General features: G+C 69.8%; 20 protein-coding genes. 4 read left to right on the top strand and 16 right to left on the bottom strand.

Annotated elements, in window-relative coordinates; translation table 11 throughout:
* From ABT170_RS38020 to ABT170_RS38010, 3 genes are all read left to right on the top strand, one after another.
* A partial coding sequence (locus ABT170_RS38020) for a tetratricopeptide repeat protein (RefSeq protein WP_351875352.1) occupies positions 1-751 on the top strand: 751 nt, incomplete at its 5' end.
* Positions 752-1101: 350 nt separating this feature from the next.
* Positions 1102-1764 (top strand): ParA family protein, encoded by a 663-nt coding sequence (locus ABT170_RS38015; protein WP_351875349.1) that lies wholly within the window; start codon positions 1102-1104, stop codon positions 1762-1764.
* Positions 1764-2870, top strand: coding sequence for a ParB/RepB/Spo0J family partition protein (locus ABT170_RS38010; RefSeq protein WP_351875346.1), 1107 nt, complete (start codon positions 1764-1766; stop codon positions 2868-2870). Before ABT170_RS38015 ends, ABT170_RS38010 begins: the two co-directional genes overlap by 1 nt.
* Before the next feature lie 285 nt (positions 2871-3155).
* On the opposite strand, the gene ABT170_RS38005 is transcribed toward ABT170_RS38010, so the two are convergent.
* From ABT170_RS38005 to ABT170_RS37930, 16 genes are all read right to left on the bottom strand, one after another.
* Positions 3156-3698, bottom strand: coding sequence for a DUF6197 family protein (locus ABT170_RS38005; RefSeq protein WP_351875343.1), 543 nt, complete (start codon positions 3696-3698; stop codon positions 3156-3158).
* A 68-nt stretch (positions 3699-3766) separates the two neighbouring features.
* Positions 3767-3955 carry a hypothetical protein gene (locus ABT170_RS38000; protein ID WP_351875340.1) on the bottom strand — a complete coding sequence of 63 codons (189 nt, stop codon included), beginning with the start codon at positions 3953-3955 and terminating at the stop codon, positions 3767-3769.
* A 369-nt stretch (positions 3956-4324) separates the two neighbouring features.
* The gene (locus tag ABT170_RS37995) at positions 4325-6472 is read right to left on the bottom strand and encodes a chromosome segregation protein ParM (protein ID WP_351875337.1); all 2148 of its coding nucleotides are present in this window, start codon (positions 6470-6472) and stop codon (positions 4325-4327) included.
* Positions 6473-6548: 76 nt separating this feature from the next.
* Positions 6549-6965 carry a conjugal transfer protein TraB gene (locus ABT170_RS37990; RefSeq protein ID WP_351875335.1) on the bottom strand — a complete coding sequence of 139 codons (417 nt, stop codon included), beginning with the start codon at positions 6963-6965 and terminating at the stop codon, positions 6549-6551.
* 19 nt (positions 6966-6984) lie between these two features.
* A complete protein-coding gene (locus tag ABT170_RS37985) occupies positions 6985-9057 on the bottom strand; it encodes an ATP/GTP-binding protein (protein ID WP_351875332.1) in 2073 nt (690 codons plus the stop codon).
* Positions 9058-9188: 131 nt separating this feature from the next.
* The gene (locus ABT170_RS37980) at positions 9189-9497 is read right to left on the bottom strand and encodes a hypothetical protein (RefSeq protein WP_351875329.1); all 309 of its coding nucleotides are present in this window, start codon (positions 9495-9497) and stop codon (positions 9189-9191) included.
* On the bottom strand, positions 9494-9970 hold the full coding sequence (locus ABT170_RS37975; protein ID WP_351875327.1) for a hypothetical protein: 477 nt from the start codon (positions 9968-9970) through the stop codon (positions 9494-9496). The genes ABT170_RS37980 and ABT170_RS37975 overlap by 4 nt, the downstream gene beginning before the upstream one ends.
* Before the next feature lie 297 nt (positions 9971-10267).
* On the bottom strand, positions 10268-10717 hold the full coding sequence (locus tag ABT170_RS37970) for a hypothetical protein (RefSeq protein WP_351875324.1): 450 nt from the start codon (positions 10715-10717) through the stop codon (positions 10268-10270).
* Positions 10718-10778: 61 nt separating this feature from the next.
* The gene (locus tag ABT170_RS37965; protein ID WP_351875321.1) at positions 10779-13196 is read right to left on the bottom strand and encodes a hypothetical protein; all 2418 of its coding nucleotides are present in this window, start codon (positions 13194-13196) and stop codon (positions 10779-10781) included.
* A 96-nt stretch (positions 13197-13292) separates the two neighbouring features.
* Entirely contained in the window at positions 13293-13652 is a 360-nt protein-coding gene (locus ABT170_RS37960) for a hypothetical protein (protein WP_351875318.1), read from the bottom strand.
* Between the two features lie 110 nt (positions 13653-13762).
* Positions 13763-14311 carry a DUF6197 family protein gene (locus tag ABT170_RS37955; protein WP_351875315.1) on the bottom strand — a complete coding sequence of 183 codons (549 nt, stop codon included), beginning with the start codon at positions 14309-14311 and terminating at the stop codon, positions 13763-13765.
* Between the two features lie 115 nt (positions 14312-14426).
* Positions 14427-14747, bottom strand: coding sequence for a hypothetical protein (locus ABT170_RS37950; protein WP_351875312.1), 321 nt, complete (start codon positions 14745-14747; stop codon positions 14427-14429).
* An 18-nt stretch (positions 14748-14765) separates the two neighbouring features.
* Entirely contained in the window at positions 14766-14957 is a 192-nt protein-coding gene (locus ABT170_RS37945; RefSeq protein WP_351875309.1) for a hypothetical protein, read from the bottom strand.
* Entirely contained in the window at positions 14957-15325 is a 369-nt protein-coding gene (locus tag ABT170_RS37940) for a hypothetical protein (RefSeq protein ID WP_351875306.1), read from the bottom strand. Before ABT170_RS37940 ends, ABT170_RS37945 begins: the two co-directional genes overlap by 1 nt.
* Entirely contained in the window at positions 15322-15843 is a 522-nt protein-coding gene (locus ABT170_RS37935) for a transcription factor WhiB (protein ID WP_351875303.1), read from the bottom strand. The genes ABT170_RS37940 and ABT170_RS37935 overlap by 4 nt, the downstream gene beginning before the upstream one ends.
* Positions 15844-16499: 656 nt before the next feature.
* Positions 16500-16910 carry a hypothetical protein gene (locus tag ABT170_RS37930; RefSeq protein WP_351875301.1) on the bottom strand — a complete coding sequence of 137 codons (411 nt, stop codon included), beginning with the start codon at positions 16908-16910 and terminating at the stop codon, positions 16500-16502.
* A gap of 165 nt (positions 16911-17075) precedes the next feature.
* Here ABT170_RS37930 and ABT170_RS37925 point away from each other — a divergent pair, with 165 nt between their 5' ends.
* The gene (locus ABT170_RS37925; RefSeq protein WP_351875299.1) at positions 17076-18392 is read left to right on the top strand and encodes a GNAT family N-acetyltransferase; all 1317 of its coding nucleotides are present in this window, start codon (positions 17076-17078) and stop codon (positions 18390-18392) included.
* Positions 18393-18517: the final 125 nt, after the last annotated feature.

Below are 18517 nucleotides of genomic sequence, written 5' to 3'. Positions count from 1 at the left end.
CTGGGCCATCACCCAACGCGGCATCACACGCCGACTCATGGGCCTCTACGACGAGGCTCTCACCGACTTCAACCACGCCCTGGAACTCGACAACACCGACACCTGGGCCATCACCCAACGCGGCATCACACGCCGACTCATGGGCCTCTACGACGAGGCTCTCACCGACTTCAACCACGCCCTGGAACTCGACAACACCTACGTCTGGGCCATCACCCAACGCGGTTCAACCCACCGTCAGGCCGGCCGCCTCGATGATGCCCTGAGCGACCTCACTCACGCCATCGAGCTCGATCCCAGCGATGTTCACGCCCTTGCGGAGCGTTGCATTTCCTACCGTCAAGGATCGCGTCCCGGTGAGGCCAGGGCCGACCTGGAGATCTTGCTTCAAGCGAGCCCGGACGATGCTGACTATCTCTTCGAACAAGCCATGCTGAACACGGTGACACACGGCCTAGGAACCGCTTTGCCGGACTGGACCGTCTTGTTCGGCCTCCCCTTCGAGAGCGGCGATATGGGGATGGGCGGGCGATTCATTCCGTTCTTCAGAAAGCTGCTCCTAGAGCCGGACGCCGATCCCATCCCAGAACTGCAGGCGGCCATCGGCAGATACTCATGCCACGACACGGCCGTTGATCTTTTCCTGTACCTCGGGGAACTTGAAGCCGTGCCGGGGGCCCACGTCCGGGCCGTGACGCTGTGCCAGCGCTACCTACTTGACCACTCTGCCCTCCCCCTTCCCTGTGTGTGATCACTCAACTGGCAGCCTTGGGCTCGGAGCTGGTGTTCTGATGTGCGAGCAGTTGCCCGGACATCGCTACTTTGAAATGCGGCGATGTCGTACGCCCAGTCCGGCGTAGGTGCTGGCGACGGTGCAAGCTTTCCGGAACGGCGCTGCCGGAAGCAGAATCGCATGATCAACAGGATCTCCACGACCGCGAGAGCGCACTGCTCGGTTTACCGCGGTAAACCCGGCACTCGGATCAGCAGCCTGCCTCGACGGTCGAATCATGAGTGTCCGGGTCAAACCCACCCACGCCCGTCTGCAATGATGCCACTGCCCGAAGTACCGGAACCTACGGGAAGCAAACGGAGCATCACATGCCAGCAAGCGTCTACGTCGTATCCATCGACCCTCAGGCATCCACAGTCTGGTGGGCGAACAGGATCACGGATCTACCGTTCGACTTCTCCCAGGAGCACGACACTCCGGAGAACTTGGCGATCCTCAAGGACACAGGGGCAAGGGTCCATGTCATCGCCAACCAGAAGGGTGGCGTCGGGAAGACCACGACCACGCTGAACCTCGGGGCCGTCGTTGCCGATGTCCTCAGGGCCAACAAGAACGGGCTCCAGCACGTCTTCATCGACACGCCCGGCAGCCTTCAGGACGAGAACCTCCTGCTTGAGGCACTGAAGTACGCCCACGACGTCATCGTTCCCATGCCCCCGGAAGGTCTCGCCTTCGACCCCACCGCGCGGACCATCCAGAACGTGATCGTGCCCAGCGGGCTCCCTTTCAAGGTCGTGATCAACAATTGGGATCCGAGGGACGGGACAGCCGACCTCGTAGACACCAAGGCATACATTGACGCTGAAGAATGGCCCCGCGCGGAGACAGTGATCCGTCGCTACAAGCTCCACACGCGAGCATCCGTCGAAGGCCGCGTGGTAACCCAGTACCCCAAGAATCGCGTGGCCATGGAAGCACGCGAGGACTTCTTCCGTCTGGCTCTGGAGCTCGGCTATGGCGGTGGGGCGTGATGGCTGCAGGACGACGCACGAGCCTCGCCTCGCTCGCTGGCCAGAAGGTCGACGAAGTACCCGGCAAGAGTGACCCACTCCTCCTCACCCTCCCCTTGGAGAAGCTCGTACCGACGCGTTTCAACCCGCGTCGGAACTTCGGCACGGACAAGGAGCTCAAAGAGTTCGGGCTGAAGCTGAAGAAGCGCCAGCTCCAGCCCGCCGTGGTCGTTTCCCGCGCGGGGTACCTCAGACTGTGGCCGGAAGAGGAAGAGCACGTCGGCGCTGCACCGTATGTGATCGCCAATGGCGAGCGTCGATATCGAGGTTCGTCCCTGGCTGGGCTGTCGACACTCAACGTCGTACACAACGAAGACGTGGCCAAGACCCGGGCCGACTTTTTGGACGCAGTCCTCTCGGAGAACAACGACCGCGAGGATCTCGACCCGATCGAGCGAGCCATCGGCATCGAGATCATGGTGACAGAGCTCGGGGGAGCCGACAGGGTCGCCGATCACTACGCCAAGACGAAGGGCTGGGTCAGCCAGCAGCGCAAGCTGCTCAAGCTAACAACAGAGCTACAGATTCTGGTGAGCAGTGGCGAGATGCCTGTACGCGTCGCAAGAGACATCGCCGGGCTGCCGGCTGCGGAACAGGCACAAGCATGGTCCGACGAAGAGAATCGCCGCTTGGCAGCGCAGAGCATGCCCCGCGCACCAAGAGGGCGTCGGGCATCTCAACCGGTCAGCTCGAAGCCTGTTCCATCGACTCCAATCACAGCGCCAGAGCTCGTTGCGCCCAAGAAGCGGTTTACCGCGGTAAACCACCACCCTGATGCTGACACTGAGGAATCTCACGATCGCACCCCAAGGCTCGCCGCTGGGCAAGATCGGTCTGTGCCTGAGCCTCGGTCGACGTTCTCGGATGATGACCCGAGCGGGCCGCTCCTACCAACGCTGGATCCTGCCGCGCTGGCTGAGTTGGTCATTGATCAGCTGGCTCCGGCTGACCGGAAGAAGCTGACGACTCTGCTGATCACGTACAACAGTTCCCAGATCGCCAGGAGTCCGGAGAGCCAAGCCCCGAAGACCGAGAACGGCTCCACTGCGCGAGAAACGACGGCCTGACTTCCGTACAACGCAAAAAGCGACCCCGCCGCCCGGATTCCGGGTGGCGGGGTCGCTTCGTGATCAAGCTCGGCAGGTCGGATGGGGACGCGTGGCCGTCACGGGCGCGGTCCCCGGCGGCGCAGCCGCGCCCCGAGTCGGGAGCAGGGGGTCTTGTCTTTGATGGCTTCGGTGAGCAGCTGCTCCAAGTCGGTCAGGCGACGCGGACTGATCGGGAGCACGGGCGGCCTGGCCCGCACCCGACCGCGTGGGTTCGGGTGCGGGGCAGGTGATCCGGAACAGGCGTCAGAGGCCGCGGGTGTCGGCGAGGGAGGCGGCTTGGCCGAGCATGCGGATGGGGTGGCGGCCGTCTGCCCAGGAGTCGTTGAAGGAGGGGACGGTGTCGACGTGGTCGCCGAACTTGCGGCGGATCGCGTCCAGGAGCACGGCGGCCGCGTCGGCTGCCAGGCCGTTGTCGCCGCGGGCCTCGATCCGGATGGCTCCGAGCATGCAGTGGGCTCCGTCCTCGTCGGCCAGGGCTCCGGCGCACCAGCCGCCGGTGAGCAGGCGGTGGTGGGCGCGCTGTAGGAGGGCCGCAACCGGGGTCGGGTAGGGCGTCGGCGGCGGCTGGAGTGTCGGGGTCAGGGGGACGGTGATGATGTCGGCCGGGTCCACGGGGTTGGTGGTGATGTGCGCGGTGTTGACCTCGTGGGCGACGGCTGCTTCTTCGAGCCGAAGGGTCATCGCGGCGTTGGTGAACGCCATGCGTTCCTCGAGGGACAGTTCCGCCGGTGGGGGCGGCGCGGTGGTCGGGGCGGCCTGGTCCATGGCGGGTCGGGTCCGGGGCATCGGGGCTCCTGGCGGCGTCGAAGGCACTGGGGTGGGTGGCGCCTTCGACGCCGGCGGCCGGGGCGGTTTCAGATGCTGGAGATCCAGCCGGTGACGGTGCCGATCCCAGCGGTGATGAGCGGTGCGGCGCCGGTGGAGGCGAGGAAGAAGCCGAAGGCGGCGCAGACCAGGGCGGGGCCCAGGCGTACGGAGCCGCCCCGGATGAGGACGAAAACGACGATGCCGAGCAGGACGATGACGGAGATCGATACGGCCACGATCGGTGTGTCCTTCCAAGGGGTGAGCAGGGCAGGGCGATGGGTGCCACCCGTGAGGTTGTGGTGGCACCCATCGGACGAGCGGAGGGGGTGAGAGGGCAGCGTCCGGCAACTTGGCAACCGGCGCGCGCTGTTGCCGTCATGCTGGAACGGGCAGCCTGTACGCGGTGCAGGTGGGACAGGGGAAGGTCGGGATGGATTTCTTATTCGTGTGCGGCTGGTGCGATGCGGAGAACGTGGTCTTCTGCCCTCGCACGGGGTTCTGGGGGACCTTGTTCCAGGCCCCCGATGAGTTCGACTGCTGGGATTGCGGGGGTTCGAGTACGACTCCGGAGGGCCCGTGGACGCCTGCCGACTGACGAAGGGCGGTCAGGCGTCGCTGAGGCTCTTGATGGCCTCCAGCGCCTGGCGGGGCGAGGTGATCTGAGGCTCGGAGCGGCTGCTGCCGGACTTCCCGCCGCGTTTACCTCCGCCCTTGGCACCTTTGCCGCGCGGCCGGGAGCCGCCGCCGCCGCCGTCGTCCTCGTCGGGCTCGGGCCAGAACTCCCCAGGACGCACGGGTTCGTTCCAGTCGAACCACAGGCCCCGCTTCTCCAGCTCCGCGACCTCGTGGTCGGTGAGCCGGTTGACCTCTTCGGGGAACAGGGTGGCGAGGTCGGTATCGAAGTCCGCGTACAGCGACCGCATGAGGACGGCGCGGCCGTTGTCCATGACCATGACGGCGACGCCGCCGGTGCTCACGCCGTTCTCGGGGTCGGCTTCGCCGCGCATGGCCCGTTCGATCGCGGAGCCTTCCTGCTGGGCGTAGCGGGCGGGGATGGTCGGGACGTCGTAGGCGTTCTCCATCGTGCCTTCGGCGGCCTTGCGGGTGGCGCCGGGTGAGCCCATGTTGAAGATGGTCGGGCGGGAGTTCTGCCGGAGGTTGTCCTTCATCTCGGTGGAGAACCCGTTGTGCGCGAACGGGGACTGTCCGGCGGGGTTGAAGCCGATCCCGTACTTGAGGCCGGTGACGGTGAGGTCGTCGCCGTCGGTCTGGATGAATTCGCCGAAGTCGGTGTCCTGGGCGGCGGTCATGAACTCGTCGGCGTAGACGTTGAGCTGGCGGTAGGGGCAGCGCGGGTCGCCGGGCTTGTAGTCGTGCGCCTCGCCGTCGTGGGGCCAGGGCATCTCCGCGCGGATCTCGCACAGCGCCTTCGCCGCGCGCAGGGAGCGGGCCATCCACAGGGCGTTGGAGCCCTGCCGGTCGATGTACCGGCCGAGCACGGTGGTCTTCTCGTCCTTGCGGACGGTGGAGAGCCACACGACCTGGCCGTCGAGGGACTGGGCGGCCATGTTGATCGCGAAGAACTGCGTCTTCCCCGACCGGGACACCCCGAGGATGAGGCCGTGGGCGGCGGCGTTCTTGTCGTGCTGGTAGACCATGTTCTTCACCGGCTGGCCGGTGATGGTGAACCCGCACACGTACATGCCCTTGGCGTCCGGGGTCAGAAGCTCCCGGGTGGCGGCGAAGATCGCGGACAGCGGCGGCTTGTCGAACGCGCTGATGAGGAACTCGGTGCCGTCGATGAGGACAAAGACGCGGGAGTCGTCCTCGGGGAGGCCCAGGCCGCGGCAGACCTTGGCCAGGTCGATGCGCGGGGTCTCGGTGGAGTCGGCCATCTTCGCCCGGTAGAAGGTGACCCCGCGTACGTCGTCGCGGTCGCGGTGGACCAGCTCGGAGCCGGGGGCGCCGCCCTTTGGGCCGCCGACGCGGTCGGTCCACCGTTCCTGGTCGGTCGGCTTGGTGCGACGGCGCTGGTTGGCGTCGGGGGTGATGCGTGCCTCCAGCCAGCCGGGGCCGCCCTGGCGGCCGGGCTGGATGGCGACGTCCGCGAGGGTGACGTCGCTCTCGTGGACGCCGAACGCGGCGGCGACGACGGCCTGGGACAGGCCGGTGATGGGCCGTCCGGTCTCCGTGGCGCGCAGCAGGATCGTCATGTCGTGCCGCTGCCCGGGGTGCCGGGTGGCCTTGACGATGTGGGTGCGGGCGGGTGTCCCGGCGCGGTCCCAGAGCAGGCGTGCCTGGCGGGTGAGCTGGTCGGCTCCGTCGTCGGGCACGGCCGGTTCCGGGGCCGGTTCGGGGACGGGGGCGGGCGGGGGCTGGGGGGCGGGGGCGGCGAGGGCGGGGCGGTGGTGGCGGCGGGCGTGGCGGGAGAACGGCATCACGATGTAGCCGGCGGCCGCCCATCCGGCGGCGAGCAGTCCGTCCAGCCACCAGGGGCCGAAGCCGGGGGTGAGTTTGGCGGCGGTGTCGATGGCGGCGGCCAGGACCAGCGGGGACCAGCGCAGGATCTTGCGTCCGGCCCCGGTGTCCTCGCTCTTCGCGGCGAGGATCCAGCCGCCGATCCCGGCGGCGCCGGCCAGCTGCACGACGGTGTTGACGGGGCTGTCGGGACAGACGTTGGGGACCACGGCCAGCACGGGCGCGGCGAGGGTGTAGGTGAGGCGTTCGAGGGCGACGCTGCGCGGCGTGGGCACCGGGGCTCCTTCGGGAACGGGGACGGGCGGCCCCGTAGGTGTGGGGCCGCCCGTGGCGGTATGGGTGGGGGAGGGGTCAGCGGTTGAAGAAGCCCGGCTTGGGGGTTTTCTCGCGCCGGTTGGAACGGATGTCGTCCAGCGCGCCGTACAGGTCGGCGTGGGTGCGTTTGGCCTGGTGGGCCAGCGTGACGACTTCCTGCGCGCTGTCGTCGAGGTGGCTGACCTGCCGGGCGGCCAGGCCGAGGGCGACGGCCACGTCGTCGGTCAGGACGCTGAACTTCGCGTCGAGGCCGGCGTTCTCGATGTCGCTGGAGGCACGGTCCGCATCAGCGGCGTTGCCCTTCATGTCGCGGCGCAGGAAGCCCAGTTCGAGGGCGGCGTCGTCCATCGCCGCGCTGAGCCGGGCGAGTTTGGCCTGGACGGCCTTGTAGCGGTTGTCGTCGTCGGCCGGGACGGGGTCCGAGCCGCTGGAGCGGGACACGATGTTGGCCATGTCGGTTTTCTCCTGTGTTCTAGTCGTGGTGGGCGGCGGCCGAGGCCTGCTCCAGGCCGACGTCCTCCTTGGCGTCCATGTCCTGGCCGTACACGCGGGCGACCTGGGTGGCGGCGAGCCTGGCGGCCTCCGAGGCGAGGCCGCATTCCTCGGCGCACCGCTCGGCCAGGGCCTTCATGCGGCCCGCGCCGTCGGCCAGGTCGGTGATCCGGTCCGTGACACGGATATCGATGTTGTGGTCGCCGACCAGGTCGGCGGCCATCTCGCGCAGGGCGTCGGCGACCCTGCCGAGGGCCTCCGTCAGGGCCTCGGCACGCTCCTGGTGCGAGGCCGACCTGATCGCGATGCGCGCCATCGTCATCAGGTACTCGTCGAACGTGATGTCGGTACGGTGCTGCGCGGCCATCGGGCTGCTCATGCCGCTCCTTTCGGTGGTGGCGGGCCGGGCGGTGCCGGGCCGCGGTGTGTGGGCCTCCGGTGCGGGCGGCAGGCCCCTGACACCTGTGGTGACGGCGGCGGGATCGTCGGGGACGATGACCGCGTCCTCGATGTCCTCCGCCTCACCGCCGCCGGCGGGCCGTGAGGCGGGGGTGGGGTGGTCGGTCCATTCCACGGTCGGGGTGGCATCGTCCGGGCCGAACGGGCCCGTGGACCGGTCCCGCCGCCCGGCGCGAGCGCCGCGGCCGGAACGTCCGCTACGCCGCCGCCGTCCGTCCGGGCCGGTGCCGCCGGTACGCCGCCGCCGGAACCGGCGCCGCTTCCTCGGGCCGCCGGACGGCCCGTCACCGGCCGTACCCGCCGCGCCCGGCGTACCGGGCGCGGGACCGGACTTTCCGGCGCCAGACGTGCTGTCAGGGCCTTCCCCGGCCCCCTCGGTGCCCTTGTCCTTGCCGCCCTTGCCGGTCTTCGCTTCGGCGCGGCGTTTGTCCCAGCGCCGCTGGGCTTCCTCCGAGAGGGCCGCGCCCAGAGTGGTGCGGCCGGATTCCGCCGACGCCGCGGCTTCCCGCTTCGCCTTCTTCGCCTCGGCGCGCTCCGCCTTCTTCGCGCGGCGGTCCTCCCATTCCTTCTGCCGGTTGGCGCGGACCTGGTCGCGGTCCTTGGACCGGTCGGCGACACCGGCGGCGTGATCGGCGGTGCGCCGCTCACGCCGGGCTCCCTGGCGAGAGGCGGCCCGTTCCTGGCGGGAGGCGGAGGCGTCCGAGGCCCGGCCGCCCCCCTTCCCGTCGCCCTTCGAACCGCCGGCCTTCCCGCCGCCCTTGCCGGAGCCGCCTGAGCCCGCGTGTGAGCCCTTCGGGCCGCCGGACGGACCGTCGCGCCGGGGGCCGGTCGTACGGCCGCCAGAGGGCCGGTCAGGGCCCTTCTTGCCGCCCCCGCCGGACTGCCCGGACCCCGAACGCCCGCCGGGACCGCCGGAGTTGCCGGGGGTGCCGCCGCCGCGTCCGGTCCGGGACCGGTCCGGGCCGGAGCTGTTCCGGGACGGCCCCGTGCCGCCCCCGCCGCGCGAGGGCCCGCCCCCGCCGCCCTTCGCTCCGCCCTTGTCGGCGCCCATACCGGAGCCGGAGGACTTCATGCGGTCGGCGTCGGCCTTCGACCTGGCCGCCGTTTTGTCGCCCTTCGCTTTCATCATCGCGGCGTGGAGCTTTCCGTTCTGCTCCATCATCGCGACTTCCTGCGCGGTCCGGCCCTCCAGCAGTGCGGCTTTCCGTGCGATCTCCGCCTCACGGAAAGGCGCTTCGCTTTCGTGTTTGGCCCGTGCCATTTCGAGCCGGAGTTCCAGCCAGTCACCTAGACGGTCGGCGAGAGAGCGAGGCTGGACGTATTCGCCCTCCTCGTATTCGCCTTCATCGTCTTCGGTGTCCGGCGCGGTAATTCCTTCCGAGCGCAGCGCCGTTTCCGGGTCCGGGGCCGAAGGGATCACCGGGAGCTCCATCGTGGTCTCCTCCGGGGATTCCGGCGGTGCGGCGGGAATTGCTTCGGGTTCCGGAACGGTGCTGGCGTAGTCCGGCATCGGCGGCGGCACGTAGGAGGACTCACCGCTCCAGGGGCCGCGGACCAGGGTCCCGCTGGGACCGCCGCCTTCCTCGTCGGACACGGCATCTCCTTCCTTCCAGGGGCTTGACAGAGAGTGGGGTCTCGTGTGCACGCGTGTGCACGTGCACGTGTGCACGCTTTACGCGAGGCGAAGGCCCCGCCGGAGCCCGGCGGGGCCTTCGCTGGTGACGTTCAGTGACGCGGGGGGTGCTTCGCCACGACCTGCTCCGCGTACTGCAGGAGGTCGGACCAGATCCGTCCGTCGCCCTCGGCACGCCGGTCCATCGCCGTGATGAACAGGCGGCAGATCAACGCGAAACCGACCAGGACATCGACGCGACCGGCTTTTATGTCCTTGGCGATCCGGGATCGTGCGAGGCGGAGCCAGAATTCCATCTGCCCCTGCTCGCCGCGAGATTCGCGGGCTTTTTCCGCCTCTTCCTTCAGCCAGTTCCTGCGCCGGTCCGCGGACCGTTCGGCGCTGCTGAGGGGGCGGGTCACGCCGACCGCCTGTCATCCAGGTCGTAAATCGACGTGGGGTTACTGTACCCCGAATTCCTGTCCCGCACACCGTCCCTCTCCGAGGATTCCGGGGCGGCCTGAATCAGCTGCGGACTGTTCTTCCGCGCCTTTTCCAGCACCTTTTCCTTCCGCGCCTTTGCCGTATTCACGACGGCCTCGTCGTGGGACCTGCGCTTGTAAGCGCTCCTTTCCAGGCCCCCGGTCAGGGCGTTGAGGTTTTTGAGGACGTCCTTGAGGGCCTTTTCGACCGGCATGGCGCGCATCCTGGCGTGGTACCAGCGGTCGCCCTCCACGCTGATACCGCGGCAGTGGACACGGGTCTCGCGGTGCAGGGTCTCCAGGTTGGCGGCGATGTCGAGCAGCACGCGCTGGATGTCGGCGAGGTAGCGGGCGGTGGCCTCCGCACTCTGCGCGACATCCCGCAGCGGCGCAGGGGTCTGATCGGTGGTCACGGGGGTTCCTCCAGTGCTCTACTTGGGGATCTGGGACTGCTTCCGGCAGTCGCGGCGAAGGCCAGCCCACTTCCGATGGGCTGGCCTTCACTGGTGTGTGCCGGACGGTCGGTCAGGTGAGGTACTTGTCCGCGTCCTCGGGGCGGAGGAGTCCGGCCTGCCGGCCGTGGCCGTCACCGGTCCGCGCCCCGGGTGCGGGGTGCGGGCCGGTAGCGACCATGAGCGGCAGGGGCAGACGTGCCGGAGGGCGGCCCGGGGACTTCCCGGGCCGCCCTCCGGACGGGCGTCAGTGGTGGGTCAGGGTGTGAGGGTGAGTTCGGGGTCGTCCTGGGGGCGCAGGACGCCCGCCAGACGCATGAGGCGTGCAGCGCGCTGGTGGCGGCAGCCGAACTTTTCCCGGACGCGGTTCGGCGGGAGGTACCCGTCCGCGTCCGTCGGCATGGCCCGGATCTCCGCGATCAGTTCCTCGTCAGAGCGACGTGCGACGCCGTTGGATGGTGCCGGGGGTCCAGCGGTGGCGGCCGGTCCACGTGGGGCGCGGCCGGGGCGCGCCGGAGGCTGCGCATCGTGCTCGTGCTCGTGCTCGCGCTCGCGCTGGGCGGCTTGGGCCCTGCCGAGGGATTCCGCCAGGAGCCGGGGGACCAGGGCCAGGCTGACGGTGATGGCGCAGCCGGTGCACAGGGGCAGGGGTTCCAGCAGTGCGGGGTGGGCGGTGCAGAGGTTTGTGCTGCACGGGGTGTCGGTCATGGTTCGGGTTTCTCCTCCTGGTTCGTGAACCGGTTCGGTGCTGGTTCGTGAACCGGTTCGGCTAGGCCGTGACGCGGCGGTTGTGTTCGGCGCGGGCGTCGTTGAGGCGGTGGTAGGCGGTGGTCTTGGTCATGCCGGTTCGTTGCTGTACGAGGGGGAGCTTGACCTTGTCGTAGCCCAGTTCGGCGATGAGGTTCAGAACCTGTTCGACCTGTTCGCGCTGTAGCTGCGAACGAGTCGCGGGGTTCGCGGTTCCGCCCGGCCGGGGTTCGCGGTTCGCGCCGACGGGGCGGGGAGCAGGTTCGTGCGCGGGTTCACGGGCGGTTCGCGGTTCGCGCGGGGTGGGGTTCGGTTCGTCCGGCCCGAACCCCTGGTTCGCGTCGGACAGGTTCGCGTTCGGGGACGGGGGGAGAGCGGGGAGTGCCCGGAGCGGTTCGCCGGTTCGCGGGTTCGGTGTGTCGGTGCGAACCAGGTTCACGAAGAGGTTCGGAACCTGTGAGGGGTTCGCCGAACCGTTCAGTGGGAGAACCCGGTAGGTGGCCGGGAGCGGCGAACCTTTCCGGGCCGCGCGGAGGATGCGCCGCTGGGTGAGTTCGCGGTCGGCGGCGAACCAGGCGTGGTTCAGGGTGTTCAGCGATGAGTTCGTGATCGCGAGGGACCAGGCGGTGAAGGCGTGCCGGGGGTAGCGGGCCCAGCGGATGAGGCCGATGGAGGGGCGGGCCTTGGCGACCTTGCCGTCCTCACGGAGCTGGCGGCGGTGCAGCAGCGTGGCGTAGAGCTCCCAGAGCACCATCCCGAGGATCGACATCGTGGCGAAAGCCACCGCCTTCGGCGTGCCGTGCCAGTACGTGATCTCCTCCGTGAAGGCCTTGGCCTTCCCGTCCCATACCCGGGTCCCGGGCACCGTCTCGCCGGAGGCGTGCCAGAAGTTCATGACGGCGGCACCAATGGCGAAGGCCCAGGTGGACAAGCGGTAGAGGGTTCCGGCGTCGCCGTCCTTGCGGGCCTGGTGGTACATCCACCCGACGAACGTGGTGGACAGCTCGAACGCCGCGGCGAACAGAATCGTCCACGGGGCCTTCCAGCCGAGGATGTCCCCGGCGAAACCCGCCTGCCCGGTCCACGCCACCGCCATCGGCGCGGTGATCGGCAGGATCACCAGCAGACGCTCGGAGTTGACCTTCACGAAGTCCCTCAGCCGAGCGGACAAACTCGGTTTCTTGGAGCGGCGCTCAGCGCGCCGGTCCCGGGCCTCGTCCTTCCGCGTCGTCTTCGCGGAGCGGCGTTCGTCCCGTGCTTCGCGGCGCAGGCGTTTGCGTGCCAGGCGCTTCTCGGTGCGGTCGGTGGCCCTGCGCAGTTGCTCGTCGGCCTCGGCGAGCTGTGCGTCGAGGGTCTGCTGCCTGACGGCGGCGTCCTCTTCCCTCGCCCTGGCCTGGGCGAGTGCGGTCTCGGCGGCCTCGATGTCGGTGTCCAGCTTCGTCCGGGCCTGCGCCAGGAGCCGGTCGGCGCTTTCGCGGGCGGTGCGGGTGGTGCGGTCGGCGTCCTCGGCCGCGGTCGCCCGCAGTCGCTTGACGTCGTCCTCGGCCAGGCGCCGGAGCCGGGCCGCTTCCTGACGGGCCGTCCCCTGCTCCCGGCCCGCGTCCTCACGCACCCGGGCGGCCTCCGCCCGGACCTCGTCCGCCCGGCGGCGGGCGTCGGCGAGGACCTGGCCGGCCTCGCCGGTCGCCGTTGTCGTGACGGTGTCGGCCTCGCGGCGCGCGTCGGCGAGCAGCCGCTCGGCCGCCGCTTCGGCCTGGGTGCGGACCTGATCGGCAGCGGCGGCCGCCGTGGTGGCAGCCTGCGCACGGACCCGGTCGGCGTCGGCGGCGGCGGCCGCCAGGAGCGCCTGCGCCTCACGGCCGGCGTCGTCACGGATCTGCCGGGCCTGCTCCTGCGCTTGGCGCTCGATGGCCCGGCCGGTGCGGGCGGCGTCCGCGCGGTGGCGGGCGGCCAGAGCGCGGGCGGCCGTCCGCGCCTCCCGGGCGTCGGTACGGGCCTGCTCACGGATCTCGTCCGCGTCCCGGACGGCCGTGGTGCGGGTGGTATCGGCGTCCGCGGTGGCTTCGCGCAGACGGCGGCCGGCTTCCTCGGCGACCTCGTCCATCACCTGGCGGGCATGACCATCGGCGGCCGTACGGACGGCGGCCGACCGGCGGGCCGCATCGGCCAGCAGGCCCTGGGCGCGGACCTCGGCGTCGGCCAGGAGCCGGTCCACCCGGCCCTGCGCCCGCTCCTGTGCGAGGTCGGCGATGTCGGTGGCACGGTCACGGGCATCAGCGACCGAAGCGACCGACTGGTCGTCCTCGGGCTCCGGGGAGGACACGGCCACCACCGTCCCGGCGTTCACGGCCGGGGCAGTGGAGGGCGGCGGGGTGGTCTTACGGGTCCGGGCCGGCGGCTTGCGCCGGGCCGGGGACTTCGAGCGGGCGGCGGTCGCCACGTCGGAGCTCCTTCGCTACGAGGCGGGAGAAAGGGAAGGGGGAGGGGGACGCGGGCGGCGGGGCCGCCGGGGTGCCGGGCGGCCCCGCCGCCGGGGTCAGTGCTGCTGTGCGGGAAGCTGCTCGGTGCTGCCGAAGTGCTGGTACAGCAGGTGCGCGGCCTCGCGGCGGGCCGTCTCGGCGTCCGGGGTATTGGCCAGGACATCCACGATCTCCGTCATGGTCTGCCGGAGCTCGGTGTGCTCGCGGTGCAGGCCCTCGAAGTCGCGGCGGAGTCCCTCGAACTGCTCGCTCTCCCGCCGCAGCCGGTTCCTGTCCTTGCGGGTCTGCTCGCGGTGGAAGGTCAGCTGCGTCGTGATGTTGGCGAGGTCGCTCTCCAGGCCGGGGACCCTGGCGGCCTGTCCGGCCTGCTCCTGGTGGCGGCGGTGGGTACGGCTGGTGATGAGGCGGATGCGCATGGGCTCTCCTCGCTGGTGCGGATCCGGGCTGTCCGGTCCCCTTCACCGCCCGGCCCGGCCGCGATGGTGCGGCGGCCGGTACGGGCGGATCAGGCATCGGAGAGTCCGGATCAGGCAGCGGCGGGACCGGCCTCGGCCTCGGTGGCCGGGCCGTAGGTACGGGCGAATACCGCAGCTGCGGCGAGGAGACCGAAAGCCTCCTCGGGCCTGCGGGCGGGGTGCTGGTCCCAGCTGTCGTAGTAGGCGTGGGGCGCACCGGTCAGGGTCCGGATGAGGAGGCTGAAGATCCTCGTGAGGGTGTCCCGTGTGTCGGTGCTGAAGCGGTGGGAGGGGTCGGTGTGCTCGGCGTGGCGCACAGCGGCGTAGATGCCCCGGCACGCCGCGTCCGAGGGGTTCCAGCCCTCGGTGCGCAGCCAGTGGGCGGCGGCGTCGGCGTGCGCGGCGATCTGGTCGCCGGTCATCGGCATGCCGCTGAGGCCCCAGCGGAGCCAGTCGGTGGTGTGCCGGGTCAGTTCCCAGGCGCCCTCGATCAGTGAGGCCGGGGTACCGGACGCCCTGGTGGTGCCGATGACGAACGCCTCGATGTCGCGGACGAGTCCCCCACTGGCCTTCTGCAGTTCCTGCGGGGTGATCGGGGTACGGCGGTTCAGCTCGAACATGCGGTGCTCCTCAGGTCGTTGACGGCCGGGCTGTCCGGCTCCCAGTCACCGCGAAGCGCCCCTCGCCGGTGTCGGCGGAGGCGCTTCGCGGATCAGGCAACCTGAAGACCGGCCGTCACCAGCCGTTGATCCACGCTTCGTAGTACGGCCAGCCGTGGCGGGCGGCGGCGGCGAGCTGCCGGGACTCCCGCGCGTCGCGCACCCAGATCCCGGCCGCGGTGTCGTGCCCGGCGGCGGCCAGCCGGTCGGCCACAGCCTGCTGGCACCGGGCCGATGCCAGGTGGTCGGCGGCGATGGACTGCATCTCCGCGTAGCTGTAGAGCGTCGGCGGGGGCGGGGTGATCTCGCCGAGCACGGTGTAGGCGTCGATGTCGGCGGCGGACCAGGTGGCCGGGTCGCCGTGGATGTCGCGGAAGCGGTCGAGGGTGAGCATCATCGGTCTCCTCGCGGGTGGTCAGCGGGTGTTCAGGTGGTCGAGGTACTCGCCCTGGAGGGTGGCGAGCGTCTGGTAGAGCGGGGCGCCGCCGGTGCAGGCGGTCCCGGTCCGGGAGCGGATCCAGGCTCGGCAGACCGGACAGACCGTGACGTGTGCGGTCCAGAGGTCGCTGGCGCGGAGGTAGCGCTCGTAGAGCGTCGGGGCGGCCATCAGGCTGCGTGGGTGTGGGCTGTGGCGGGCGCCGGTGCGGTCCCGCTGCATCCGGGGCAGAGCCACCGCCCGCAGAACAGGCACGGCTCGTCCGCCGCGCGCATCTCGTCCGACGACCGGAACACCAGCGGCCGGGTGAGGCGGAGGATGGGCTGCCGCTCGTAGCCGGGTGCCATCTCGGCGAGGGTGCGGCGGGCGTGGCGGCCGGCGGTGCGGGCGCGGTGGTCGCCGTCGAGGACCAGGCGGTGGACGAGCTGGTGGAAGTCGGTGTCGGTCTCGTCGCGCTCGGGGCCGCGCTGGTTGTCGTCGTCTTCCCAGCTGCCGTATCCGCCGCCGCTGTTGGTCGGGCGGGTGAGGGTGATGGTCATGCTGCGGTCCCCCATCCGGCGCGGGTGCGGCGGGCGGTGCGGATCTCGCGGACCTGGGCGGCGAGGCTGCGGACCAGGGCGTTCTGCGCGGTCTGCGACTCGGCGCTACGGCGGGATCCGCCGGACCGGTCGGGGTTCTTCGTGGCCGCGTGGTGGAGTTCGGCGGTCAGGGTGTCGAGCGTGCGGCCCTCGGTGTCGCGGTCGGCGTCGATGGCGGCGGCGAGGCGGTCGGCCTGGTGGTCGCGGATCGCGGCCAGCTCCGGGCCGGTGTATCCGGCGCGGACCATCTCGTCCTCGCCGTGCTCTCCGTCGCCGTCGCGGAGTGCGAGTTCCTCGCACGCGGCGCGGACCGGGCATTCCGAGCAGGTGCGGAGGGCGGCGGTGCGGCGGGGCTCCCAGGCCGCGGTCGACTCGTCGTCGGCGCGGAACCAGTCGTCAACGTTGCCGCAGTCGACGCCGGCGTCGACTGCAGCCTGGAGTACTGCCCGGCGTGCGCCTCGTGCCTGTGTAGCTGTCATGCTGGACATGCGCATGTTGCCCTTCGAGAGAGGGTGAGCTGCGAAGACGCACCCCCGGGATTAGGCCCCCGGGGGTGCGTCGTTTGGGGCCCTGGTGGCCCCCCGCCGCCGCCGTCCCACACGCGAGGTGCGGTACGGCGGGGACGGGTAGCCCAGGGCTACAGGTGTTGAGCAGTGGTCTCTTCCACCACGTGCGCTCGCCTTGGCTTTTCTGAGGGGAGGCGGGGTGCCCCTTCCTGATCTCTTCACGCGGTCGCTCGCCCCGGCTTGGGTGAGATCTGGGTGCCGGAGGTCGGCGGCAATGTTGGCCGCGTCTTTCTTTAGCGTCGCGAGGTTGCCCACCCTCCGCGGATCCGTCAATCACAGCTGACGCTGCGCCCGGCGGTCTACGCGTGGACTGCCACCACCAGTGGTAATGGCGTCTCGCGACGGTTCTCCACCACCCCGGCCTGTGTGGTCACGGCCGGTACTGCGGTGGTGGATCACGCTGTGGAGTTCTCAAGGACCAGCCGCTGCCTTCCAGAGCCAGCCCAAGGGCTGGATGTCCGGGCGGATGCTGTCGGGAGTCGCGCTTCCGGCTCCCACATCCGGCGCCGCCAGGGGCGGTTCCGGGTGAAGGAGCCGGGTCCGAGGACCCGGCGTGGTGCGGGGGAGGGTCAGGCCGCAATCGGCAGGGGAGCCGCGGCGGCCGGCCGCGTGATGCGCAGCTGCGTGGCGTAGGGGACGAGCACGTCGACCAGGCGCTCACGGACCCGGGCAGCGATCGACGGGTCGGCAGCGAGGATGTCCCGGGCCGCGTCCGTCCGGGCCGCGATCTCGGCGCCGTAGGCGAGCGACAGCTTGTAGCGCTGATCGACCGGTCCAGCCACGATCGCGGCGGCGTATCGGCGCATCTCCTGGTGCGTACCCGCCGGCTCGTACATCTCCAGCGGCGTACCGAACCCGATGTCCAGGTCGACGTCTCCGAAATCCGGCAGCTTCACGGCAATCGTGTCCAGCAACTGGAGCGTCTCGTCGTCGAAGTGCTCGGTGGCGAGGCTGGCGGCGGGACGGCTGATGACGTTCATGAGGTGCCACTCCTTCCAAAAAAAGCATGATCGAACTAGGCCGAGTAGATTGACTACTCATTGCCTGACGCAATGAAGATGACACGCAGGGCGATGCCGGGTCAAGCTCTAAAACTCGGATCGGCTAGATTGACTACTCATTACTTCTGGAGGTAGACATCTCACATGGCAGTCAGCGGCAGGGCACGCGCCCTCTACCAGCGCATCGCGGACAAGATCCGCGTGGACATCACCGAAGGCACCCTCGGTCCGGGCGCCCGTCTGCCAACAGAAGCCGAGATCGCCACTGAGTGGAGCACCACCAGGACGACGGCCGTTCAAGGCCTCAAAGTGCTGGTCAACGAGGGCCTGATCATCAGTGACCGGCCGCGCGGGTACTTCGTGCGCAGCCGCCGGCCGATGGTCTACCGACCGCAGGGCGAGTTCCGAAAGCGGCCCCTGTCCCCAGAGATGGACAACTTCCTCACTCAGATGGCGGAGGAGGGCCGCGAAGCCAGCCAGCACATCGAAGTGAACGTGATCGTTCCCTCGCGTGATGTGCGTAAGCGACTGCAGCTGGGCGAGGGCGAACTCGTGGCCGTACGACGCCGGGTCCGGTTCGTGGACGGGGTGCCCTACAACACCAACGACAGCCACTTCCCTCTCGCCGCCGTGCAGGGCAGCGAGATCATGAACCCCGATGACATCGCCCGCGGGGCTAACGTCGTCATGGCGGAGTTGGGATACGCGCAGGTCCGGGCCCTGGACGAGATCCAGGTCCGTATGCCGACGCCGGAGGAAGCCGACCGGCTCGAACTCGGGCCGGGTACGCCCGTAGCGGTTCATATCTGCACCGGCTACACCGCTGATGGGAAGCCCGTTCGCGTGGTCGCCAACGTCCTTCCGGGCGACCGCCACGTCATTACCTACGAGCGGATCAAGCCGCAGTTCGGCTCTGCGCCGACTATTCGGGCCGCCGTCGAAGACGACCTCCAGACCGTGGTGGATCTGTGGGGCCACGCGGCTTCCTGGCTTCGCGACCGCAGGATCGATCAGTGGCAGTACCCGCCGCGCAAGGAGCGGATCAAGCAGAACATCGCAGCTGGGGAGTGCTGGATCGTCGAGGACGACGGTGTCCCGGTCGCGACAATAACGGTCGATGACCAAGCCGACCCCGACTTCTGGAGCGCGGAAGAAGCCGCTGAGCCTGCGCTCTATGTGCACCGCATGGTCGTACGGCGCGATGTCGGCGGCCAGGAGCTCGGCTCCGCCCTGCTCGACTGGGCCAGCAACCGAGCCGCCGACCAGGGCAAGCAGTGGTTGCGACTCGATGCGTGGAAGGACAACGACGGTCTGCACATGTACTACAGCGAGCGCGGGTTCACTCACGTTCGAACCGTCGAAGCGGAGGGCCGTCGAAGCGGAGTTCTGTTCCAGCGGGCGGCCGATCATGTCCGCGGCATCGGTCCCGAGTTGGTCATGGAGCAGGGTGACAGCCGCTGAGGGCAGGACGACGCCAGCCTCCGGATCGAACGATGTGAGCATCCCCAGCACCAGGATGGAATCTTGAAGCCGCCCTAGAAATGCCGAAGCGGGCCCGTCGCCACAACGGAACCCGCTTCCCTGCA

Origin of the sequence: Streptomyces sp. NPDC001787 (assembly GCF_040297465.1) — a bacterium.
GTDB lineage: Bacteria > Actinomycetota > Actinomycetes > Streptomycetales > Streptomycetaceae > Streptomyces.
This window is presented reverse-complemented; position numbering and strand designations above follow the sequence as displayed.

Coding starts and splice junctions, on each gene's coding strand:
- ABT170_RS37940 (WP_351875306.1), bottom strand. CDS start 15,325: ATGACCATCACCCTCACCCGCCCGACCAACAGCGGCGGCGGATACGGC.
- ABT170_RS38015 (WP_351875349.1), top strand. CDS start 1,102: ATGCCAGCAAGCGTCTACGTCGTATCCATCGACCCTCAGGCATCCACA.
- ABT170_RS37960 (WP_351875318.1), bottom strand. CDS start 13,652: ATGCGCATCCGCCTCATCACCAGCCGTACCCACCGCCGCCACCAGGAG.
- ABT170_RS37945 (WP_351875309.1), bottom strand. CDS start 14,957: ATGGCCGCCCCGACGCTCTACGAGCGCTACCTCCGCGCCAGCGACCTC.
- ABT170_RS37955 (WP_351875315.1), bottom strand. CDS start 14,311: ATGTTCGAGCTGAACCGCCGTACCCCGATCACCCCGCAGGAACTGCAG.
- ABT170_RS38010 (WP_351875346.1), top strand. CDS start 1,764: ATGGCTGCAGGACGACGCACGAGCCTCGCCTCGCTCGCTGGCCAGAAG.
- ABT170_RS37970 (WP_351875324.1), bottom strand. CDS start 10,717: ATGACCGACACCCCGTGCAGCACAAACCTCTGCACCGCCCACCCCGCA.
- ABT170_RS37950 (WP_351875312.1), bottom strand. CDS start 14,747: ATGATGCTCACCCTCGACCGCTTCCGCGACATCCACGGCGACCCGGCC.
- ABT170_RS37990 (WP_351875335.1), bottom strand. CDS start 6,965: ATGGCCAACATCGTGTCCCGCTCCAGCGGCTCGGACCCCGTCCCGGCC.
- ABT170_RS38005 (WP_351875343.1), bottom strand. CDS start 3,698: ATGCCCCGGACCCGACCCGCCATGGACCAGGCCGCCCCGACCACCGCG.
- ABT170_RS37925 (WP_351875299.1), top strand. CDS start 17,076: ATGGCAGTCAGCGGCAGGGCACGCGCCCTCTACCAGCGCATCGCGGAC.
- ABT170_RS37930 (WP_351875301.1), bottom strand. CDS start 16,910: ATGAACGTCATCAGCCGTCCCGCCGCCAGCCTCGCCACCGAGCACTTC.
- ABT170_RS37935 (WP_351875303.1), bottom strand. CDS start 15,843: ATGACAGCTACACAGGCACGAGGCGCACGCCGGGCAGTACTCCAGGCT.